Raw genomic sequence first — 17,932 nt, 5'->3', positions numbered from 1 at the left:
GCATACGGCCCTGCAACACTCTGATTCTCAAAGGGTTTTCGGGAGCCTTGCGGCAGGGTCCGTCAGTTGGGGGCGTGTCCGCCCTCGAGCATCCGGCGCAGGAGATCGACGTCCTCTTCAATGCCCGAATCGAGGTGGCAAAGCTCGTCGATCTTGCGGACCGCATGGATGACCGTCGTGTGGTCGCGACCGCCGAATTTGCGGCCGATCTCGGGCAGGGAGCGCGAGGTCAGCTGCTTGGCGAGATACATCGCTACCTGGCGCGGACGGGCAACCGCCCGGGCGCGGCGCGCCGAAAGCATGTCGGCGAGGCGGACGTTGTAATATTCGGCGACGCGGCGCTGGATTTCCTCGATCGTGATCTTGCGGTCGTTGGAACGCAACAGGTCGCGCAGCACTTCCTGCGACATGTCGAGCGTGATCGGGCGGCCGACAAAGGAGGCATAGGCGACGACGCGCTTCAACGCGCCTTCAAGCTCGCGCACATTGGAAACGATGCGGTGGGCGAGAAATTCCAGAACGCCCGGCGGAATGGTCACCGGGCCGTTCTTCTGCATCATATCGTCGGCCTTGGCCTGAAGGATGCCGAGACGCAGCTCGTAGTCGGTCGGGTGGATGTCGGCGGCAAGCCCCCAGCCGAGGCGGGAGCGAATGCGCTCTTCGATGCCTTCGAGATCGGAGGGCGAGCGGTCGGCCGAGATGATGACCTGCCGGTTGTGGTCGATCAACGCGTTGAAGGTGTGGAAGAATTCTTCCTGCGTCGAATCCTTGCCGGATATGAATTGCACGTCGTCGATCATCAGCACGTCGACCGAACGGAACTGCTGCTTGAAGGCCATCGTGTCCTTGAAGCGCAGCGCGCGGACGAACTGGTACATGAATTTTTCGGCGGAGAGATAAAGCACCTTGCGCTCGGGCTGGCGGGTGCGGATTTCCCAGGCAATGGCGTGCATCAGATGCGTCTTGCCGAGACCGACGCCGCCATAGAGAAAGAGCGGGTTGAAGCTGACATCCGTCGCTTCGGCGACGCGGCGGGCGGCCGCATGCGCAAGCTCGTTCGACTTGCCGACGACGAATGCGTCGAATGTGAAGCGCGGATCGAGCGGCGCGCCGACACCGGCATCCTCGAGACCCGACGGAATGGCACTCGCGACGACCGCACCATCGGCCTGTGCCGGCGCGGAGACGGGGCGCTTGTCGCGCGACGGCTCTTCGATGCTTTCTGCAATGCTTTCCGGTTTGGGCTCGCCCGCCGCAACCAGAATGTCGACACGGGCAAAGCCTTCGTCCTCGTCCGCCCAGAGCTTCGCCAGCCGGTCGGCATAATGCGAGACGATCCAGTTGCGAATGAAGCGCGTCGGCACGCTCAGCATGACGCGGCCGTCGCCGACGCCGATCAGATCGATCTGCTTGAACCAGCTGTTGAATGTCGCCTCGCCGAGTTCGGCCTGCAACCGGGCGCGCACACGGCGCCACTGATCGTTGAGGCTCATACCCGCGACCCGCCGAACCGAAGTCCGTTCCTCGCCGGCCGCCGCGACCGGATGGTGGGGAACGCCTTTCTCCGCGGGAGATGCACCCATGTCTTCCTCGTTCAAAACCTTGGCCCCGTTTTCTTGCCGGCCCATATCGCGGCACCGGATTTTCCCCTCGGCCGGGATTCTCGTGTCCCGATCCCTCACCCCTTCAAGTCCGTCCCGCTCAGGATTGAGCCCAGGGCAGACCCGTCGCCTTCCAGCCGTTGCGCCCACCGCGATGGCGGGCACTGTCGAGATCCCCCTCGAACCCGCCGGCGATGTTGAAACAACGCCCGAAACCCGCCGCCGTCAGCGCGATCGCCGCCGCCCGGCTCCGCGCGCCCGACCGGCACAGAAAAAAGACCGGCACGTCCTTTTTGTCCGGGCCCAGCGCCGAAGCCAGATCGTCGGCGAAGCGCGGATTGCGCTCCATGGCGGGGAAGACCTGCCATTCCAGCAACATCGGCTCCTTGCCCATACCGGAGAGGTCAGGCAACCCGACAAAGGACCACTCGGCCCGTGTGCGGACATCGACAAGCGTCGCATTCGGATCGGCACCGAGCACCCGGAACGCCTCTTCCGGCGTTACGTCGCCCGCATAGTCATCCGGCTGTTTCCCGATCACTTCCGGCACAACGCCCCCGCTCGCCATGGCCGCTTCACCGCCCGTTGTCCGAGACACAGCAACCCGGACGGGGGCAATAACGGAACCGCCCCGGCTCGTCAATCAAGCTATGTTTGGATACTTGCTTTTTGCCCCATTGAGCAAACATCAATACTGTATTGTTTAAATATTTACTACAAAAACACAGTATTGGTGGGCCCCTCTGAGGTTGTTAAACATACCGGCTGCGCGGGGGTGAGGCAAGCGGAAGAATCGCCTCTGTCAAAAAAAGTTCGCGTGTGTGACACCGCGCGCACGCAACATCCTGTGGCCATCGCAACGCAAACACACAGGTGCGTCCGCAAGTGCCGACGCGGCCCGAATTTTTTATTCCTGCATCAAAAGTTTTGCGGCGCACCCGTCCCGCGATGAGACCGCGACGCGTGCAACAAAAAGCCCGCAGATCGTTCGATCGCGGGCTTTCGGATTTTCACACTTGGCAGACGTGCGATTACACGCAACGTGGCGCGCGAGAAGTGCCTGTCAGGCAAGCGCTTTCACGCGCTGCGCGAAACGCGACACCTTGCGCGAGGCGGTGTTCTTGTGGATCACACCCTTTTGCGCGGCGCGCATGATCTCGGGCTGCGCGGCGCGGAGCGCGAGCTCGGCTGCCTTCTTGTCGCCGCTCGCCAAGGCTTCCTCGACCTTGCGGACGAAGGTGCGCATGCGGCTGCGCCGATCCTTGTTGACTTCGGTGCGCGCCGCGATCTTGCGGATTGCCTTTTTTGCGGACGTTGTATTCGCCATCGATCTTCGGACCTTCGTGTCTCGCCCGGTCCATTTTCGGACCCGCGGAAATGCCGTTCAAGAAAAGCCCGCCAATACATAAATATGCGGCCTGGCCCCATGAAAGCGGGGGTTATACGCGCCCACCCATCGTTCGTCAACAGGCCGGGAAGCGCTCAAAAATGCGACAAAACCGCCTTTTTTCAGCGGTTGCGGAACTGCGGCTGGCGCTTTTCGACGAAGGCGGCCATGCCTTCGGTCTGATCGTCGGTCGCGAACATCGAATGGAACAGCCGGCGCTCGAAACGTACGCCTTCCGAAAGGGTGGTTTCATAGGCGCGGTTGACGCTTTCCTTGGTCATCATGGCGATCGGCAGCGACATGGCGGCGACGGTCGCTGCCGTCTTCAGCGCCTCGTCGAGCAGTTGATCGGCCGGCACGATGCGGCTGACAAGCCCCGCGCGCTCGGCCTCTTCGGCGTCCATCATGCGGCCGGTCAGCGACATCTCCATCGCCTTCGACTTGCCGACGAAGCGCGTCAGACGCTGGGTGCCGCCCGCGCCCGGCATGACGCCGAGCTTGATTTCGGGCTGGCCGAACTTTGCCGTTTCGGCCGCGATGATGAAGTCGCACATCATCGCCAGCTCGCAGCCGCCGCCCAGCGCATAGCCCGCGACCGCCGCGATCACCGGTTTGCGGCAGCGCGTCACGCGCTCCCAATTGGCGGTGATGAAATCTTCCTTGTAGACATCCATGTAGGATTTCGGCTGCATTTCCTTGATGTCGGCGCCGGCGGCGAAGGCCTTTGCCGAGCCGGTGAGAACGATGCAATGAATATCGTCGTCGCTCTCCCAGGCATCCAGCACCGCCGTCAACTCGTCCATCAATGCCTTGTTGAGCGCGTTCAACGCATCCGGGCGGTTGAGCGTGATCAGGCCGACCGCGCCTTTCTTTTCGACCAGGATGTTCTCGTAGGCCATTAATCTCTCCTGTTGCGGGATGTGAGTTGCGCGGACGTTGCGGGCTTGACGTTATTCAGGTGCGATCGAGAACCGTACTTCCGTTCGCGTTGCGGCGTCGCCGGACAACGACACGATCTGGATTTCAAGTCTCTCACCCTCGCGGCGGAAGAGCAGCAACCCGCCGATCAATTCCAGTTCCTCAATACGTTTCCAGCCGAGTTCCGGCAAGACGTTCACATAGAAGGCTTCGACCTTGCCGGGGGCGACATCGCCCTGCGCAACCGCGCGGACAATGCGGCCGCCGGGCTTGTCGAAGATAATGCCGCTGTCGCCGGTTTCGCTCAGGCCCGACATCAGCGGCATGTCGTCGACGTCGTCGAGATAGCCACCCTCGGCGAACGCCGCCGCCGGCAATATGCACAGCAGCAGCGCGGCGAAGACAGACCGCCAGAAGTTTGGGGCATTCGTCATTAGCGTCATCACCTCTGGCAGGATGAACAGAAGAAGGTCGACCGGCCCGACTGCACAATGCGGGTCACGGTACCGCCACAGCGCGGCTTTGAACAGGCTTCGGCCTCGCGCCCGTAAACCGCGAAGGAATGCTGGAAATAACCAAGCTCGCCATCCGTATGCGCATAGTCGCGCAAGGTCGAGCCGCCGGCCACAATCGCCTCTTCCAGAACATCGCGAATTGCGGCGGCAAGGCGCGCGGAACGCAGGGGCGTCGCCACGGTCGCCGCTGTGCGCCGGGGCGAGAGGCCGGCGCGGAACAGCGCCTCGCAGACATAGATATTGCCGAGGCCCGCGACGGTGCGCTGATCGAGCAGCGCTGCCTTGATCGGCGCCCGGCGGCCGGTCAGACGTTCGGCGAGGACGGGGCCCGAAAATTCATTGCCGAGCGGCTCCGGCCCGATGCCGGCGAGATGCGCGCACTCCATCAGCGCCGCCTCCGGCACGAGGTCCATGAAGCCAAAGCGGCGATGATCGGCATAGACGATACGGGTGCCGCCCTCCATGTCGAAGACGATGTGGTCGTGGCGTTCGGCGCCGGGCATCCCGTGATGAAACCGGCCGGGCGCCCGCGCGCCGTCGGGTTCATGGATGGTGAACCGGCCCGACATGCCGAGATGCATGATCAACACTTCTTCCGCCGCCTTCGGCGTCGCATCGAGATGCACCAGAATGTATTTGGCGCGGCGTTCGAGGCGGGCGACGCGCCGTCCCGTCAACCGCGCGGCGAAACGTTCCGGCAACGGAAATCGGAGGTCCGGCCGGCGCTGCGTCACATGCGCGAAGCGGCGGCCCTCAAGGGCGGGCGCGAGGCCGCGGCGGACGGTTTCGACTTCAGGAAGTTCGGGCATGGCGGCTTTCGTCACGGGTGGGGGATCAAAGTAGCGCCCCCGGCGGCGGCGCGCTATGGTCCGGCGCATGAGCGCAGATGCAAAAAAGCAGGCCGAAACGGGCGCTTCCGGAGGCCCGGACGGCGAGACCCATTTCGGCTTCCGGACCGTTCGCGAAGGCGAGAAGGCCAGGCTCGTCCACGAGGTCTTCGAGCAGGTCGCCGAACGCTACGACCTGATGAACGACCTGATGTCGGGCGGGCTTCATCGCGCCTGGAAACAGGCGATGATCGACTGGCTCAATCCGCCGCGAACGCAACGGCCCTTTCATTTGATCGATGTTGCCGGCGGCACCGGCGACATCGCCTTCCGTTTTCTCGACTGCGCCGGCGCGGGCGCGCAAGTGACGATTTGCGACATCAACAAGCACATGCTCGGCGTCGGCCGGTCCCGCGCCGAGGCGAAGGCCTATGAAGGCCGGGTCGAGTTTGCCTGTGGCGACGCCGAGCGCCTGCCCTTTCCCGACCGTTCGTTCGACGCCTACACGATCGCTTTCGGTATTCGCAACGTGACGCATATCGAACGGGCGCTTGCCGATGCCCGGCGCGTGCTGAAACCGGGCGGGCGTTTTCTCTGTCTCGAATTTTCGCATGTCGCCGTGCCGGGGCTTGAGGAAATATACAATGCCTATTCCTTCGCCGCGATCCCGCGCATGGGCGAATGGGTAACGGGCGACGGCGCGCCCTACCAGTATCTTGTCGAGAGCATCAGGCGCTTTCCCGATCAGGAGACGTTCAAGCGGATGATTGCACAAGCCGGGTTCGGCCAGGTGAGCTACCGCAATCTCACCGGCGGCGTGGCGGCGCTGCATTCGGGCTGGCGTCTCTGACGATGCTGCGCACCCTCCGCTCCATTGGCCGGCTCATCCGCGCGGCGCGCATTCTCGGCCGTCACGATGCGCTGATGCCGCTGGAACTGCGCGGCGAGATGCCGGCGTCTCTGCTGGCGCTGCTGCCGCTTGCGAAGATTCGTCTTCCATGGGAGGCGCCGCCGCAGGATCCAACCGGCAGCGCGGGCGAACGGCTCGCGACCGCGCTGGCGGCGCTCGGGCCTTCCTATATCAAGCTTGGACAGTTTCTGGCGACGCGGCCCGACATTATCGGCGTCGAACTGGCGCGGGACCTCACGTCGCTGCAAGACAAGCTGCCGCCCTTTTCGATGGAAGAGGCGCGGGCCATTGTCGAGGAAGGTATCGGCAAGCCGGTCGAGGAATTGTTCAGCACCTTCAGCGAACCGATCGCCGCGGCATCGATCGCCCAGGTGCATCGCGCGCGGACCTTGCCGGAGGGAGAGGACGGGCAAAGCCGCGATGTCGCGGTGAAAGTTTTGCGGCCCGGCATCGAAACGCGTTTCGCCGCCGATCTCGACAGTTTTTTCTGGGCGGCCGAAACCGTCGAACGGGTCTATGCGCCGGCGCGCCGCCTCAGACCCGTCGAAGTGGTGCAGACGCTTGCCGACAGCGTGAAGATCGAAATGGATCTCAGGCTCGAGGCGGCCGCGATGTCGGAGATGGCCGAGAACACCGCGAAGGATGCAGGCTTTCGCGTGCCGCAGATCGACTGGGAGCGAACCGCACGGCGCGTAATGACGATGGAATGGATCGACGGCATCGCCGCGTCCGACCGCGCCGCGCTTGTTGCCGCCCGGCACGATCTGAAGCGGCTCGGGCGGCAGGTCATCCAGTCCTTCCTTACGCATGCGATGCGCGACGGCTTTTTCCATGCCGACATGCATCAGGGAAATCTCTTCGTCGACGCGGATGGCGTGCTCGTCGCGGTCGATTTCGGCATCATGGGGCGTATCGGCGCGACCGAGCGGCGCTTCCTTGCCGAAATTCTCTATGGCTTCATCACGCGCGATTACCGCCGTGTTGCCGAAATTCATTTCGAAGCCGGCTACGTGCCGAACTCGAAAAGCATTCACGCTTTCGCACAGGCCTTGCGTTCGATCGGCGAGCCGATTTTCGGGCGGCCGGCACGGGAAGTGTCGATGGGAAAGTTGCTGGCGCAGCTTTTCCAGGTGACCGAACAATTCGACATGAAGACGCGGCCCGAGCTGATCCTGCTGCAAAAGACGATGGTCGTCGTCGAGGGCGTCGCGCGGCATTTCGATCCCGATCACAACATCTGGGAGAGCGCGGAGCCGGTCCTGAAAGCCTGGATGATCGAGCGCATGGCGCCCGAGACGCGCATCGAGGAAGCGGCCGCCGGCGCGTTGCAGCTCGGCCGCATGATGAGCCATCTGCCGGATGTGCTCGACCGCGCCGAACGCACGGCGCGGCTCCTGGCCGAGAATGTCGATGAAGAAGGCGTGCGCATCCACCCCTCGTCGGCCGACGCCATTGCCCGCGCGCAGGAGCGGCGCTCGGGCTATGCGCGGCCGCTTTTGTGGCTGGCCATCGGTGCGCTGGGGGCGCTGCTCCTCGCCAACCTCATGTAAATAAAGGAAAATCCGGCCTTATTTCCTTTCTTTCCCTGTCGTTGGTTTTGATCTACAAATCTTGGGCGTGAATACTTATGTTTTCACGCAGAACGCGGCAGAACCTTTTTGCGAGGTCGCCTGCCGCGGCGGCGACGCGAGGAGAAGGGTTTGGCCGAGAGCACAGTGAGCGGACGGCGCGTGCTGCTGATTATCGGCGGCGGCATCGCGGCCTATAAATGTCTGGAGCTGATCCGGCGGCTCAAGGAACGCGGCGCATTGGTGCGCGCGATCATGACGCAAGCCGCGCATCAATTCGTGACGCCGCTTTCGGTGTCGAGCCTGACGGGCGAAAAGGTCTATGCCGATCTCTTCGACCTGACCGACGAAGCGGAGATGGGGCATATCGAGTTGTCGCGCGACGCGGACCTTCTCGTCGTCGCGCCGGCGACCGCCGACCTGATGGCGAAGATGGCGAACGGGATCGCGGGCGATCTTGCGAGCACAGCGTTGCTCGCCACCGACAAGAAGGTGCTGATTGCGCCGGCGATGAATGTGCGGATGTGGACGCATGCCGCGACGCAGCGCAATTTCGAAACGCTGCTGGCCGACGGCGTCGAATTCGTCGGCCCGAACGACGGCGACATGGCCTGCGGCGAATACGGGCCGGGGCGCATGGCGGAGCCCGCCGAAATTCTCGCGGCCATCGAAGCGCATTTCTCCGAACTTGCCTTTCCGGGCGGCGGTCCGCTGAAGGGCAAGCGTGTGCTCATCACATCCGGACCGACGCATGAGCCGATCGATCCGGTGCGCTATCTCGCCAACCGTTCGTCGGGTAAGCAGGGCTATGCGATCGCGCAGGCCATGGCGCGGCTTGGCGCCGAGACCGTTCTCGTTTCCGGGCCAACCAACCTGCCCTCTCCGCCCGGCGTCACCGTGACGCGTGTCGAGACGGCGCGCGAAATGCTGAGCGCCTGCGAAGCGGCGCTGCCGGCCGACATCGCGATCTGCGCGGCCGCCGTTGCCGATTGGCGCGTCGCGAGCGACGCCGAACAGAAACTCAAAAAGGCGCCGGGTGAACAGGCGCCGGCGCTGATGCTGGTCGAGAACCCCGACATTCTGGCGACGCTGTCGCATCTGACCGCCAACCGCCCGCGGCTCGTTGTCGGCTTTGCGGCCGAGACCGAGAAAGTCGTCGAACATGCCGTCGCCAAGCGCGCGCGCAAGGGCTGCGACTGGATCGTCGCCAATGACGTATCGCCGGCAACGGGCGTGATGGGCGGCGACCTCAACACGGTTCACCTCATCACGCGCGAGGGCCAGGAGGACTGGCCGCTCTTGCCGAAGCAGGCGGTGGCCGAACGGCTGGCGCGGCGCATCGCCGATCATTTCTCAACCGCGAAGGCCGCCGAATGAATCCGTTGATCGACGTGCGTGTGCAGCGGCTGGCGCATGCGGAGGGATTGCCGCTGCCGCGCTACGAGACGGCGGGCGCTGCCGGCATGGACCTCATCGCGGCGCTTCCTGAAGACCAGCCGCTGACGCTTGCGCCCGGCGCGCGGGCACTGGTGCCGACGGGACTTGCAATCGCCTTGCCGCAGGGCTTCGAGGCGCAGGTGCGGCCGCGCTCGGGGCTCGCCGCGAAGAACGGCGTCACCGTTCTCAATTCGCCGGGCACGGTCGATTGCGATTATCGCGGCGAGGTGAAAGTGATCCTGATCAATCACGGCGCCGAGCCGTTTCTCATCGAACGCGGATCGCGGATCGCGCAGATGGTGGTGGCGCCGGTGACGCAGGCACAGCTTCATGTCGTCGAGACGCTCGATGAAACCGCGCGCGGACAAGGCGGCTTCGGATCGACGGGAACATCGGGCGGCGGAAGATGACGGGGATGGTTGGGCGATGCTGAGACTTTCCAAGAAAACCTGGCTGGCGCTCGAGGCCGTTGTCGATGTCGCGATCAATGCGCGGCCCGACCCCGTGCAATCGAAAGAGATCACCAAGCGTCAGGGCATTCCGCAGCGCTATCTCGAACAGGTGATGCAACAGCTCGTGCATGCCGGCATTCTGAAAGGGGTGCGCGGGCCCCGCGGCGGCTATACGCTGGCGCGCGAGCGGCGGCGGATCGCGGTCGGTGAAGTGGTGCGCGTCGTAGGCGCGATGGAGGCGTCCGACGAACCGACAAGCAGCGGTCCTTCCGAGCTTGGCGAGCGCGTGATCGCGCCCTTGTGGGAAGAAGTGCAGCGCGACCTGATGGAAAAGCTCGACGGCATTACGGTGGAGGATCTCTGCCGGAAAGCGGACGAAGCGGGCGTCGGCAATTCGAAACCGACGGCCGACTTCACGATCTGATACGCTCCCTTCAAGGGGCGCGCGGAAACGTTACTGAAGGCCCGGGAGGCCAGCATGAGCGACAGCAGCAAGAAGCCCGGACGCGGACGCGTCTATGACAGCATTACAGAGACCATCGGCGACACGCCGCTGGTGCGCATCAACCGCATGGCGAAGGAAGCCGGCGTCGTTGCCGACATCCTGTTGAAGCTCGAATTCTTCAATCCGTTGTCGAGCGTCAAGGACCGGATCGGCGTGTCGATGATCAATGCGCTGGAGAAGCAAGGCAAGATCGCCGAGAATACCGTCATCATCGAACCGACCTCCGGCAATACCGGCATTGCGCTTGCCTTTGTGTGCGCGGCGCGCGGCTACAAACTCATTCTCTGCATGCCGGAAAGCATGTCGATCGAACGGCGCAAGATGCTGGCGCTCCTGGGCGCGCAACTCGAACTGACGCCGCGCGAGAAGGGCATGAAGGGCGCCATCGCGCGCGCCGAGGAGTTGCTGGCGCAGTATCCGAACTCGGTGATGCCGCAGCAGTTCGACAATCCGGCCAATCCGGAAATTCATCGCGTGACGACGGCGGAAGAAATCTGGAACGACACCGAAGGAAAAGTCGACGCCGTGATTTCCGGCATCGGTACGGCAGGCACTTTCACCGGTGTCGGACAGGTGCTGAAGGCGAAGAAGCCGGGCCTGAAAATGATTGCGGTCGAACCGGAAGACAGCCCCGTTCTTTCAGGCGGGCAGCCGGGACCGCATATGATTCAAGGCATTGGCGCAGGGTTCGCGCCGGGCAATCTCGACAAGTCGCTGATCGACGAGATCGTCACCATCGGCAATGCGACGGCGTTCGAACATGCGCGCAAGGTGGCGCGGATGGAAGGGATTGCCTGCGGCATCTCGTCGGGCGCGGCGATTGCGGTGGCGCTTGAGGTTGGCGCGCGGCCGGAGATGAAGGGAAAGACGATCGTCGTGATCATCCCGTCGTTTGCCGAACGCTATTTGTCGACGGCGTTGTTCGACGGTCTCTGAGGAAGAACGAAACCCGCCGGCGCGCCGGGGCCGGGCTCGGCCGACATCGCGCGCGCGTCGAGCGGTTCGCCGCATTCGGAACAAGCGGTTACGGCATGCGCAACATGGCCGCATGTCTTGTGACGGCGGAGCAGCGGCGGGCCTTCCTTGCCGGACATGTATTTGTCGCCCCAGTCGAGCAGCGCCAGCAGCGCCGGATAAAGCGCCAAACCTTTTTCGGTGAGACGATATTCCTCGCGGCGCGGGCGCTCCTGATAGGGAATTTTCTCGAGCACGCCGGCTTCGGTCAGTTTTTTCAGCCGGTCGGCCAGCACATGGCGCGCGATGCCGAGGCGCTGCTCGAATTCCTCGAAGCGCCGTATACGGAGGAAACACTCGCGCAGCACCAGCAGCGTCCAGCGGTCGCCGACGACCGAGAGCGTGCGGGCGAGCGAGCAGGGTTCGCGGTCGAGTTCTTCCCAGCGCATCGAGGCTCCTTTTCGCGCCAGTATAGCTTGACAAGTTCTATTTCGGAACCCATTCTTGTATCTCCATTCTGAAATGGAACTGACAATTGTGACAGTGATTGTGACAGCGAAAAACCCCCCTCTGTCACCGAACTGTCAAATCACTGTCACACGCGATTTCGGGGCCTCTCTGGAGGTTCGTCGCGAGGCGGAAGGACAAGATTATGGGAAGAGATAAGGCCGCAAAAGTTGCCTTGGTCATCGGCGCGGGCGACGCGACCGGCGGCGCGGTCGCCCGGCGCTTCGCGCGCGAGGGATATGTCGCCTGCGTGACGCGGCGCGAGGCCGAAAAGCTCGTCTCCCTCACCACCCAGATCGAGGCGGAAGGCGGACGGGCGCGCGGCTTCGGCTCGGACGCGCGGCAGGAAGATCAGGTTACGGAGCTTTTCGCGACCATCGAGCGCGAGGCGGGACCGGTCGAGGTCATGGTTTTCAATATCGGCGCCAATGTGAATTTTCCGATCCGCGAAATGACCGAGCGCGTCTACCGCAAGGTGTGGGAGATGGCGGCGCTAGCCGGCTTTCTGACGGGCCGTGAGGCGGCGCGCGTGATGACCCCGCGCGGACGCGGCACGATCATCTTTACCGGCGCGACGGCGAGCCTGCGTGGCGGACCGGGCTTTGCGGCTTTCGCGGGGGCCAAGTTCGCGCTGCGGGCGCTGGCGCAGAGCATGGCGCGGGAACTCGGACCGCAAGGCATCCATGTCGCGCATCCGATCATCGACGGCGCCATCGACACGGCGTTCATCCGCGACAACTTTCCGGAGCGTTACAAGATGAAGGAACAGGACGGCATCCTGAACCCCGAACATATCGCCGATGCCTATTGGCACCTCCACTGCCAACCGCGCAGCGCCTGGACGCATGAGCTCGATCTGCGGCCATGGATCGAAAAATTCTGAATCGCAAACACAAGGAATGCGCGGATGAGCAAGAAGGTTGAATATCTTTTCGATTTCGGCAGCCCCAACGCCTATCTCGCCGGCAAGGCGCTGCCGGCGATCGAAGCCCGTACCGGCGCGAAATTCGCGTATGTGCCGGTGCTGCTGGGCGGCATCTTCAAGGCGACGGGCAATGTGTCGCCGGCGATTTCGGAAGCGGGGATCAAGAACAAGCCTGAATACGGGGCGCTCGAAATCCAGCGCTTCATCAAGAAGCACGGGCTGACGAAGTTCAAATTCAATTCGCATTTCCCGGTCAACACGCTGCAGATCATGCGCGGCGCGATTGCCGCCGAGATGGACGGCGTGCTGCCGATATATTTCGAGGTGGTCGCCGCCGCGATGTGGGAACAATCGCTGAAGATGGACGAGCCGGAAGTCATCAAGGCGGCGCTCGACGCGGGCGGCATCGACGGGGCGCATATTCTGGCGCGCATCCAGGACGCGGACGTGAAAGCGAAGCTGATCGCCAACACCGAGGACGCGGTGGCGCGCGGCGTCTTCGGCATTCCGACCTTCTTTGTCGATGGCGAAATTTATTTCGGCAAGGACCGTTTGCGCGAAGTGGAAGAGGCAATTTCCGCCTGACAGGAAGGATACGTCATGACCAAAACCGTCGAGTTCTATTACGACTATCCGAGCCCCTACACCTATCTCGCGCACAAGCAGATGAAGACGCTGGGGGCGCCCGTCACCTACCGGCCGATGCATATTCTCGGCGTGATGAAGCTCGTCGGAAACATACCCTCGCCCCAATGTCCGCCGAAGGGTCGCTATGCGGGAATGGATGCGGCGCGCTGGGCGAAGCGGCTCGGCATTCCGATGACGACCAATGCGGATTTCTGGGCGGCGCTGCTCGGCGGCAAACTCGACTCGACACTTCTGACGAAGGGCGCCATGGCGGCGCAGGATCTCGGCGTCGCGGATGCCTATAACGACGCGATCTTCGACGCGATCTGGAAGACACCCCGGGACATCGTGTCGGCGGAGGGCCGCAACGCCGTGCTGGCCGATGCCGGGATCGCGGGCAAGGGCATCTGGGAGAAAGCGGAAACACCGGAATTCCGCGAAAGACTGGAAGCGGAGACGAAGGCAGCGGCGGCGCGCGGCGTTTTCGGCACGCCGACCTTCTTTGTCGGCGACGACATATTTTTCGGTAATGACCGTCTCGACTTCGTGCGTGAAGCGGCCGCGGCCTGAAGGCCGCTCCGGCAACAAAGGACAGCACCATGACAAAACCCGTGGCGATGATTACCGGCGTCGGCCCCGGCACCGGATCGGCGCTGGCGCGGCGGTTTGCAAAGGGCGGCTATGCCGTCGCCATGCTGGCGCGCGACAAGGAACGGCTCGCGACGCTTGAAGCCGAGCTGCCGGATGCGAAGGCCTTTATCTGCGACGTGTCGAAGGAAGACCAGATCGCGGCGACCGTGAGACAGGTGACCGAGACGATGGGTGCGACAGAGGTCTTCGTTCACAACGCGGTGGGCGCCGCGTGGGGTGGCTTTCTCGAAATCGACCCGAAAACGCTCGCGATGAATTTCCAGGTGAATACGATGGCGCTGCTGCATTTCGCGCAAGCGCTTGCGCCTTCGATGATCGAAGCGGGCAAGGGCGCGATTGCGGTGACGGGCAATACGTCGGCGCATCGCGGCAAGGCCTTCTTCGCGGGCTTCGCACCGACCAAGGCGGCGCAGCGCATTCTCGCCGAAGCGATGGCGCGCGATCTGGGTCCCAAAGGCGTCCATGTTTCCTACATCACCATCGATGCGGTGATCGACGTGCCATGGGCGCGGGAACGCTTCAAGGATGCGGCGGATGATTTCTTCATCAAGCCGGCGGCCATTGCCGATGAGGTGTGGCATGTTGCACATCAAGACAAATCGGCCTGGTCGTTCAATGTCGAAATCCGGCCCTTCCGCGAAAACTGGTGAGTGAGACCATACCGATGAATGCATCGCGTACAGCGTTGAGTTCCGTTTTCCATCGCGACGGCGAGGTGTGGTGCGCGCTGCCGGAGGCGCAGGGGCCGTTCGGCGGCATGCATGGCGGTGCGGTGGCGGCGCTTGCCGTCGGCGAAATGGAGACGATGGCAGCGGGGAAGGGATGGGGGGCGCTCGTTTCCGCCAATCTCTATCTGCTGCGTCCGCTGCCGCTTGACGGCATATCGAGCAAGGTGACGCCGGTTCGCGAGGGCGGGCGCGTCGCCGTTGTCGAGAATGAATTGTGGGCAGGCGGCAAGCTGCAGGCAAAGGCCAGCGCCTGTTTTCAGAAGCCGGTTGAAATCGACGGCCTGCCTGGCGCGCCGGAGAGCGTCGTCTTCGAACCCGAAAATTTTTCGAAATGGGAGCGTCCCGTATTTTTCAAGCAGGCGAATAGCGGTCCCGGCTTTCTCGATCTTTGCGATATACGCGACACGACCCATGACGACGGAACGCGCGCCAAGTGGTTCCGCTTGAAGAGGCCGTTCCACGACGCGCCGACGCCCTTTTCGCGCGTCATGGCGGTTGCCGACGTCTCGACGCTGTTCACGGTGACGGATGCGGGCGAGCGCCCCAACGCCGCCGGCTGGCCGAATGCGGACCTGGCGCTGCATCTGGCGCGCGATCCCACCGGCGAATGGATCGGCGTCGCGCAGCGCGGCGACTGGCGCGGCGACGGGCGGGGGCTGACGGAATCGGAAATCTTCGACGTTTACGGGCGCATCGGACGGTCGTGCCAGAGCGCGGTGCTGCTGGCGCCTTGAGCCTCGTGTGTGCTGCACCCCTCACCCAACCCTCTCCCCGAAGGGGAGAGGGCTTTTTGTGAGTGTGCCGGTCAGGCGCTTTTGGCGTGGCGTTCGGCGTCGCGCGCGACGAGATGGATCACGTCGGCGGTGAGCGACTTGCCGGCGCGGAAGGCGAGATCGCCGAGCGAGAGCACGCCGACAATGCGCTTCTTGCGATTGAGCACCGGCAGATGGCGGATGCCTTTTTCCTCCATCAGTTCGGCGGCTTCCTTGTCGGTCTGGTCGTCGAAGCACCAGACGATGCCGTCGGTCATCACGTCGCGCGCCGTCGCCTTGTCGGGATCGAGCCCGTCGGCGACGCCGCGGCAGCAGATGTCGCGGTCGGTGATCATGCCGACCAGGCGATCGTTTTCGCCGACCGGCAGGCAACCGATATTCTTGTCGCGCAGCGTGCGCGAGACGTCGCGCAGGGGCGTCGTCGCCTCGATCCACTCCGCATGGTTGGTCATCAGTTCCTTTATCCGCATCGTAACCTCCTCTGTTTCGGGCTCTGTTGCAGAAGGCCGAAACCGGATCGTCCGCCGCGCGGGGACGCAAAATCCTGCTCGCGCCCGCAGGGTATTGCCCGGGGCGTTGTCGACGGCGGAAAGCTGAACGCGGCCGGCGGCCGATGGGAAGCGCGTTACCGCAGGCCGATGCGCAGCCGCGACCCGGCACAGGCCGGAACGCCGCACGCGAATGAACGCTTCCCTTTTCGCGAGCGGCGAAGCCTAACGATAGCAGAGGCGGCGCGGCGCGGCCACCGGTTCCGGACCGATTCATCGATGAGACAGAGATGCTTCCCTATTGCCGCCGGCGTGATAAGACTCCGCGCATGGCACTGAGCGACACACAACTCGAACGCTACGCGCGGCATATCGTGCTGAAGGAGATCGGCGGGCCGGGGCAGCAGAAGCTGCTGAAGGCCCGGGTGCTGATCGTCGGCGCGGGCGGGCTTGGAAGCCCTTGCCTCATTTATCTCGCGGCGGCGGGGGTCGGCACGATCGGCATTATCGACAATGACGAGGTGTCGCTGTCGAACCTGCAACGCCAGATCGCGCATGGGACGGCGGATGTCGGCCGTGCGAAGACGGAGAGTGCGGCGCAAGCGGCGCGGCGCATCAACCCCGATGTGCGCGTGATCGAACATCGCGTACGGCTGACCGCGGCGAATGCGCTCGACATTATTTCGCAATACGACATCGTGGCCGATGGCTGCGACAATTTCGCGACGCGATTCCTCGTCAACGACGCCTGTTATTTCGCGCGCGTGCCGCTGGTCTCGGCGGCGGTCGGGCAGTTCGAGGGGCAGGTGGCAACGTTCCGCGCCTTCGAGCGCGACGCCGACGGCAAGCCGAAACCCAATTACCGCGACTTTATCGGCGAGACGCCGGCGCCGGGCTCGGTGCCGACATGCGAGGAGGCCGGTGTGCTGGGGGCGCTGACCGGCGTTGTCGGGTCGCTGCAGACGCTCGAGGTCATCAAGGAGATTACCGGCGCGGGGGAGAGCCTTGCCGGCAAGCTCCTGATCTACGACGCGCTCGACACGCGGTTTCGCACGCTGACGCTCAAATGGGACCCGAAGAATGCGCTGACGGGGGAGACGCCGACGATCACCGATCTGTCGGGGCATGCCTGACGCGGGCGGCCCGCTCTCACATGATCGCCGGGATCACGCGGTCGGGCGGGCGGTGGCCGTCCATGAAGGTCTTGATGTTGACGATGACCTTGCCGCCCATTTCGACGCGGCCCTCGATGGTGGCCGAGCCCATGTGGGGCAGCGAGATGACATTTTGCAACGCGACGAGGCGCGGATTGACCGAGGGCTCACGCTCGAAGACGTCGAGGCCGGCGCCGGCAAGTTCGCCCGCTTCGAGGGCGCGCAGCAGCGCGTTTTCGTCGATGATTTCGCCGCGCGCCGTGTTGACGATATAGGCGTCCGGTTTCAGCAGTTTCAGGCGGCGCGCGTCGAGCAAATGGAAGGTCTGCGGCGTCAGCGGGCAATTGACCGAGACGATGTCGACCTTGGCCAGCATGCCGTCGAGATTTTCCCAGAATGTCGCTTCGAGCTCGCGCTCGATCACCGCGTTGGCGGGCTTCCTGTTGTGATAGTGGATTTCGAGGCCGAAGGGGCGGGCGCGGGCGGCGACCGCCTGGCCGATGCGGCCCATGCCGATGATGCCGAGGCGTTTGCCGGTGATGCGGTGGCCGAGCATCCAGGTCGGCGACCAGCCGGGCCAGGCGCCCTCATGCTCGCGCAGGTAACGCGCGCCTTCGCTCAAGCGGCGCGGCACGGCGAGGATCAGCGCCATCGTCATGTCGGCGGTGTCTTCGGTGAGGACGCCGGGTGTGTTCGTCACCGTGATGCCGCGGCGGCGCGCGCTTTCGACGTCGATATTGTCGACGCCGGTGCCGAACTGGGCGATCAGGCGGAGGTTTTCGCCGGCCTGGGCCAGCAGCTTCGCGTCGATGCGGTCGGTGACGGTGGGGACCAGCACATCGGCCTCGCGCATGGCCGCCGCCAGATCGGATGCCGTCATCGGGTGGTCATCCGCATTGAGGCGGACATCGAAAAGCTCGCCCATGCGCGCCTCGATGGCGGCCGGCAATTTGCGGGTGACGATGACGAGCGGCTTTTTGGCGGACATGCGGGGGGACTCCGGTA

The 17,932-nt window shown here is 63.9% G+C and carries 21 protein-coding genes; 12 read left to right on the top strand and 9 right to left on the bottom strand.

What is annotated here, in order from left to right; translation table 11 throughout:
• Nucleotides 1-62: 62 nt before the first annotated feature.
• The 6 genes from dnaA to mutM form a co-directional block, all read right to left on the bottom strand.
• The gene (gene dnaA / locus KF719_RS10735; protein ID WP_293510636.1) at nt 63-1,493 is read right to left on the bottom strand and encodes a chromosomal replication initiator protein DnaA; all 1,431 of its coding nucleotides are present in this window, start codon (nt 1,491-1,493) and stop codon (nt 63-65) included.
• 208 nt (nt 1,494-1,701) lie between these two features.
• Entirely contained in the window at nt 1,702-2,169 is a 468-nt protein-coding gene (locus tag KF719_RS10730; RefSeq protein ID WP_293508710.1) for a rhodanese-like domain-containing protein, read from the bottom strand.
• A 495-nt stretch (nt 2,170-2,664) separates the two neighbouring features.
• Entirely contained in the window at nt 2,665-2,928 is a 264-nt protein-coding gene (gene rpsT / locus KF719_RS10725; RefSeq protein WP_293508709.1) for a 30S ribosomal protein S20, read from the bottom strand.
• Nucleotides 2,929-3,110: 182 nt separating this feature from the next.
• Entirely contained in the window at nt 3,111-3,887 is a 777-nt protein-coding gene (locus KF719_RS10720; RefSeq protein ID WP_293508708.1) for an enoyl-CoA hydratase, read from the bottom strand.
• A gap of 51 nt (nt 3,888-3,938) precedes the next feature.
• On the bottom strand, nt 3,939-4,340 hold the full coding sequence (locus KF719_RS10715) for a hypothetical protein (protein ID WP_293508707.1): 402 nt from the start codon (nt 4,338-4,340) through the stop codon (nt 3,939-3,941).
• A gap of 8 nt (nt 4,341-4,348) precedes the next feature.
• Nucleotides 4,349-5,230 (bottom strand): bifunctional DNA-formamidopyrimidine glycosylase/DNA-(apurinic or apyrimidinic site) lyase, encoded by an 882-nt coding sequence (gene mutM, locus KF719_RS10710; protein ID WP_293508706.1) that lies wholly within the window; start codon nt 5,228-5,230, stop codon nt 4,349-4,351.
• A 67-nt stretch (nt 5,231-5,297) separates the two neighbouring features.
• Here mutM and ubiE point away from each other — a divergent pair, with 67 nt between their 5' ends.
• The 6 genes from ubiE to cysK all read left to right on the top strand — a co-directional run bounded on the left by ubiE (nt 5,298) and on the right by cysK (nt 11,056).
• Complete coding sequence (gene ubiE, locus KF719_RS10705; protein ID WP_293508705.1) at nt 5,298-6,098, top strand: bifunctional demethylmenaquinone methyltransferase/2-methoxy-6-polyprenyl-1,4-benzoquinol methylase UbiE; 801 nt, start codon at nt 5,298-5,300, stop codon at nt 6,096-6,098.
• Nucleotides 6,099-6,100: 2 nt separating this feature from the next.
• Complete coding sequence (gene ubiB / locus KF719_RS10700) at nt 6,101-7,708, top strand: 2-polyprenylphenol 6-hydroxylase (RefSeq protein ID WP_293508704.1); 1,608 nt, start codon at nt 6,101-6,103, stop codon at nt 7,706-7,708.
• Nucleotides 7,709-7,858: 150 nt separating this feature from the next.
• Nucleotides 7,859-9,103 carry a bifunctional phosphopantothenoylcysteine decarboxylase/phosphopantothenate--cysteine ligase CoaBC gene (gene coaBC, locus KF719_RS10695; RefSeq protein ID WP_293508703.1) on the top strand — a complete coding sequence of 415 codons (1,245 nt, stop codon included), beginning with the start codon at nt 7,859-7,861 and terminating at the stop codon, nt 9,101-9,103.
• On the top strand, nt 9,100-9,573 hold the full coding sequence (gene dut / locus KF719_RS10690) for a dUTP diphosphatase (RefSeq protein WP_293508702.1): 474 nt from the start codon (nt 9,100-9,102) through the stop codon (nt 9,571-9,573). The genes coaBC and dut overlap by 4 nt, the downstream gene beginning before the upstream one ends.
• Nucleotides 9,574-9,589: 16 nt before the next feature.
• Nucleotides 9,590-10,039, top strand: a complete 450-nt coding sequence (locus KF719_RS10685; RefSeq protein ID WP_293508701.1) for an Rrf2 family transcriptional regulator — start codon at nt 9,590-9,592, stop codon at nt 10,037-10,039.
• Nucleotides 10,040-10,093: 54 nt separating this feature from the next.
• On the top strand, nt 10,094-11,056 hold the full coding sequence (cysK, locus tag KF719_RS10680; RefSeq protein WP_293508700.1) for a cysteine synthase A: 963 nt from the start codon (nt 10,094-10,096) through the stop codon (nt 11,054-11,056).
• On the opposite strand, the gene KF719_RS10675 is transcribed toward cysK, so the two are convergent.
• Nucleotides 11,023-11,523 carry a helix-turn-helix domain-containing protein gene (locus KF719_RS10675; RefSeq protein ID WP_293508699.1) on the bottom strand — a complete coding sequence of 167 codons (501 nt, stop codon included), beginning with the start codon at nt 11,521-11,523 and terminating at the stop codon, nt 11,023-11,025. The genes cysK and KF719_RS10675 overlap by 34 nt on opposite strands.
• Nucleotides 11,524-11,726: 203 nt before the next feature.
• Between KF719_RS10675 and KF719_RS10670 the strand changes: the two genes are divergently transcribed.
• The 5 genes from KF719_RS10670 to KF719_RS10650 are packed head-to-tail and all read left to right on the top strand — an operon-like array spanning nt 11,727 to nt 15,246.
• Nucleotides 11,727-12,464 (top strand): SDR family oxidoreductase, encoded by a 738-nt coding sequence (locus KF719_RS10670; RefSeq protein ID WP_293508698.1) that lies wholly within the window; start codon nt 11,727-11,729, stop codon nt 12,462-12,464.
• A gap of 24 nt (nt 12,465-12,488) precedes the next feature.
• Nucleotides 12,489-13,091, top strand: coding sequence for a 2-hydroxychromene-2-carboxylate isomerase (locus KF719_RS10665; protein WP_293508697.1), 603 nt, complete (start codon nt 12,489-12,491; stop codon nt 13,089-13,091).
• 15 nt (nt 13,092-13,106) lie between these two features.
• A complete protein-coding gene (locus KF719_RS10660; protein ID WP_293508696.1) occupies nt 13,107-13,703 on the top strand; it encodes a 2-hydroxychromene-2-carboxylate isomerase in 597 nt (198 codons plus the stop codon).
• A 29-nt stretch (nt 13,704-13,732) separates the two neighbouring features.
• Nucleotides 13,733-14,434, top strand: a complete 702-nt coding sequence (locus tag KF719_RS10655) for an SDR family NAD(P)-dependent oxidoreductase (RefSeq protein WP_293508695.1) — start codon at nt 13,733-13,735, stop codon at nt 14,432-14,434.
• Nucleotides 14,431-15,246, top strand: a complete 816-nt coding sequence (locus tag KF719_RS10650; protein WP_293508694.1) for a thioesterase family protein — start codon at nt 14,431-14,433, stop codon at nt 15,244-15,246. Before KF719_RS10655 ends, KF719_RS10650 begins: the two co-directional genes overlap by 4 nt.
• 71 nt (nt 15,247-15,317) lie before the next feature.
• Here the strand turns inward: KF719_RS10650 and KF719_RS10645 are convergent, their stop codons facing one another.
• The gene (locus KF719_RS10645) at nt 15,318-15,755 is read right to left on the bottom strand and encodes a CBS domain-containing protein (protein ID WP_293508693.1); all 438 of its coding nucleotides are present in this window, start codon (nt 15,753-15,755) and stop codon (nt 15,318-15,320) included.
• A 347-nt stretch (nt 15,756-16,102) separates the two neighbouring features.
• Here KF719_RS10645 and KF719_RS10640 point away from each other — a divergent pair, with 347 nt between their 5' ends.
• The gene (locus tag KF719_RS10640; protein WP_293508692.1) at nt 16,103-16,906 is read left to right on the top strand and encodes a HesA/MoeB/ThiF family protein; all 804 of its coding nucleotides are present in this window, start codon (nt 16,103-16,105) and stop codon (nt 16,904-16,906) included.
• Between the two features lie 16 nt (nt 16,907-16,922).
• Here KF719_RS10640 and KF719_RS10635 read toward each other — a convergent pair whose 3' ends face one another.
• Nucleotides 16,923-17,915, bottom strand: a complete 993-nt coding sequence (locus tag KF719_RS10635) for a D-glycerate dehydrogenase (RefSeq protein WP_293508691.1) — start codon at nt 17,913-17,915, stop codon at nt 16,923-16,925.
• Nucleotides 17,916-17,932: the final 17 nt, after the last annotated feature.

Origin of the sequence: Parvibaculum sp., assembly GCF_019635935.1 — a bacterium.
Taxonomy (GTDB): domain Bacteria; phylum Pseudomonadota; class Alphaproteobacteria; order Parvibaculales; family Parvibaculaceae; genus Parvibaculum.
Note: the sequence above shows the minus strand (reverse complement) of the source record. Positions and strands in the feature narration are given on the sequence as shown.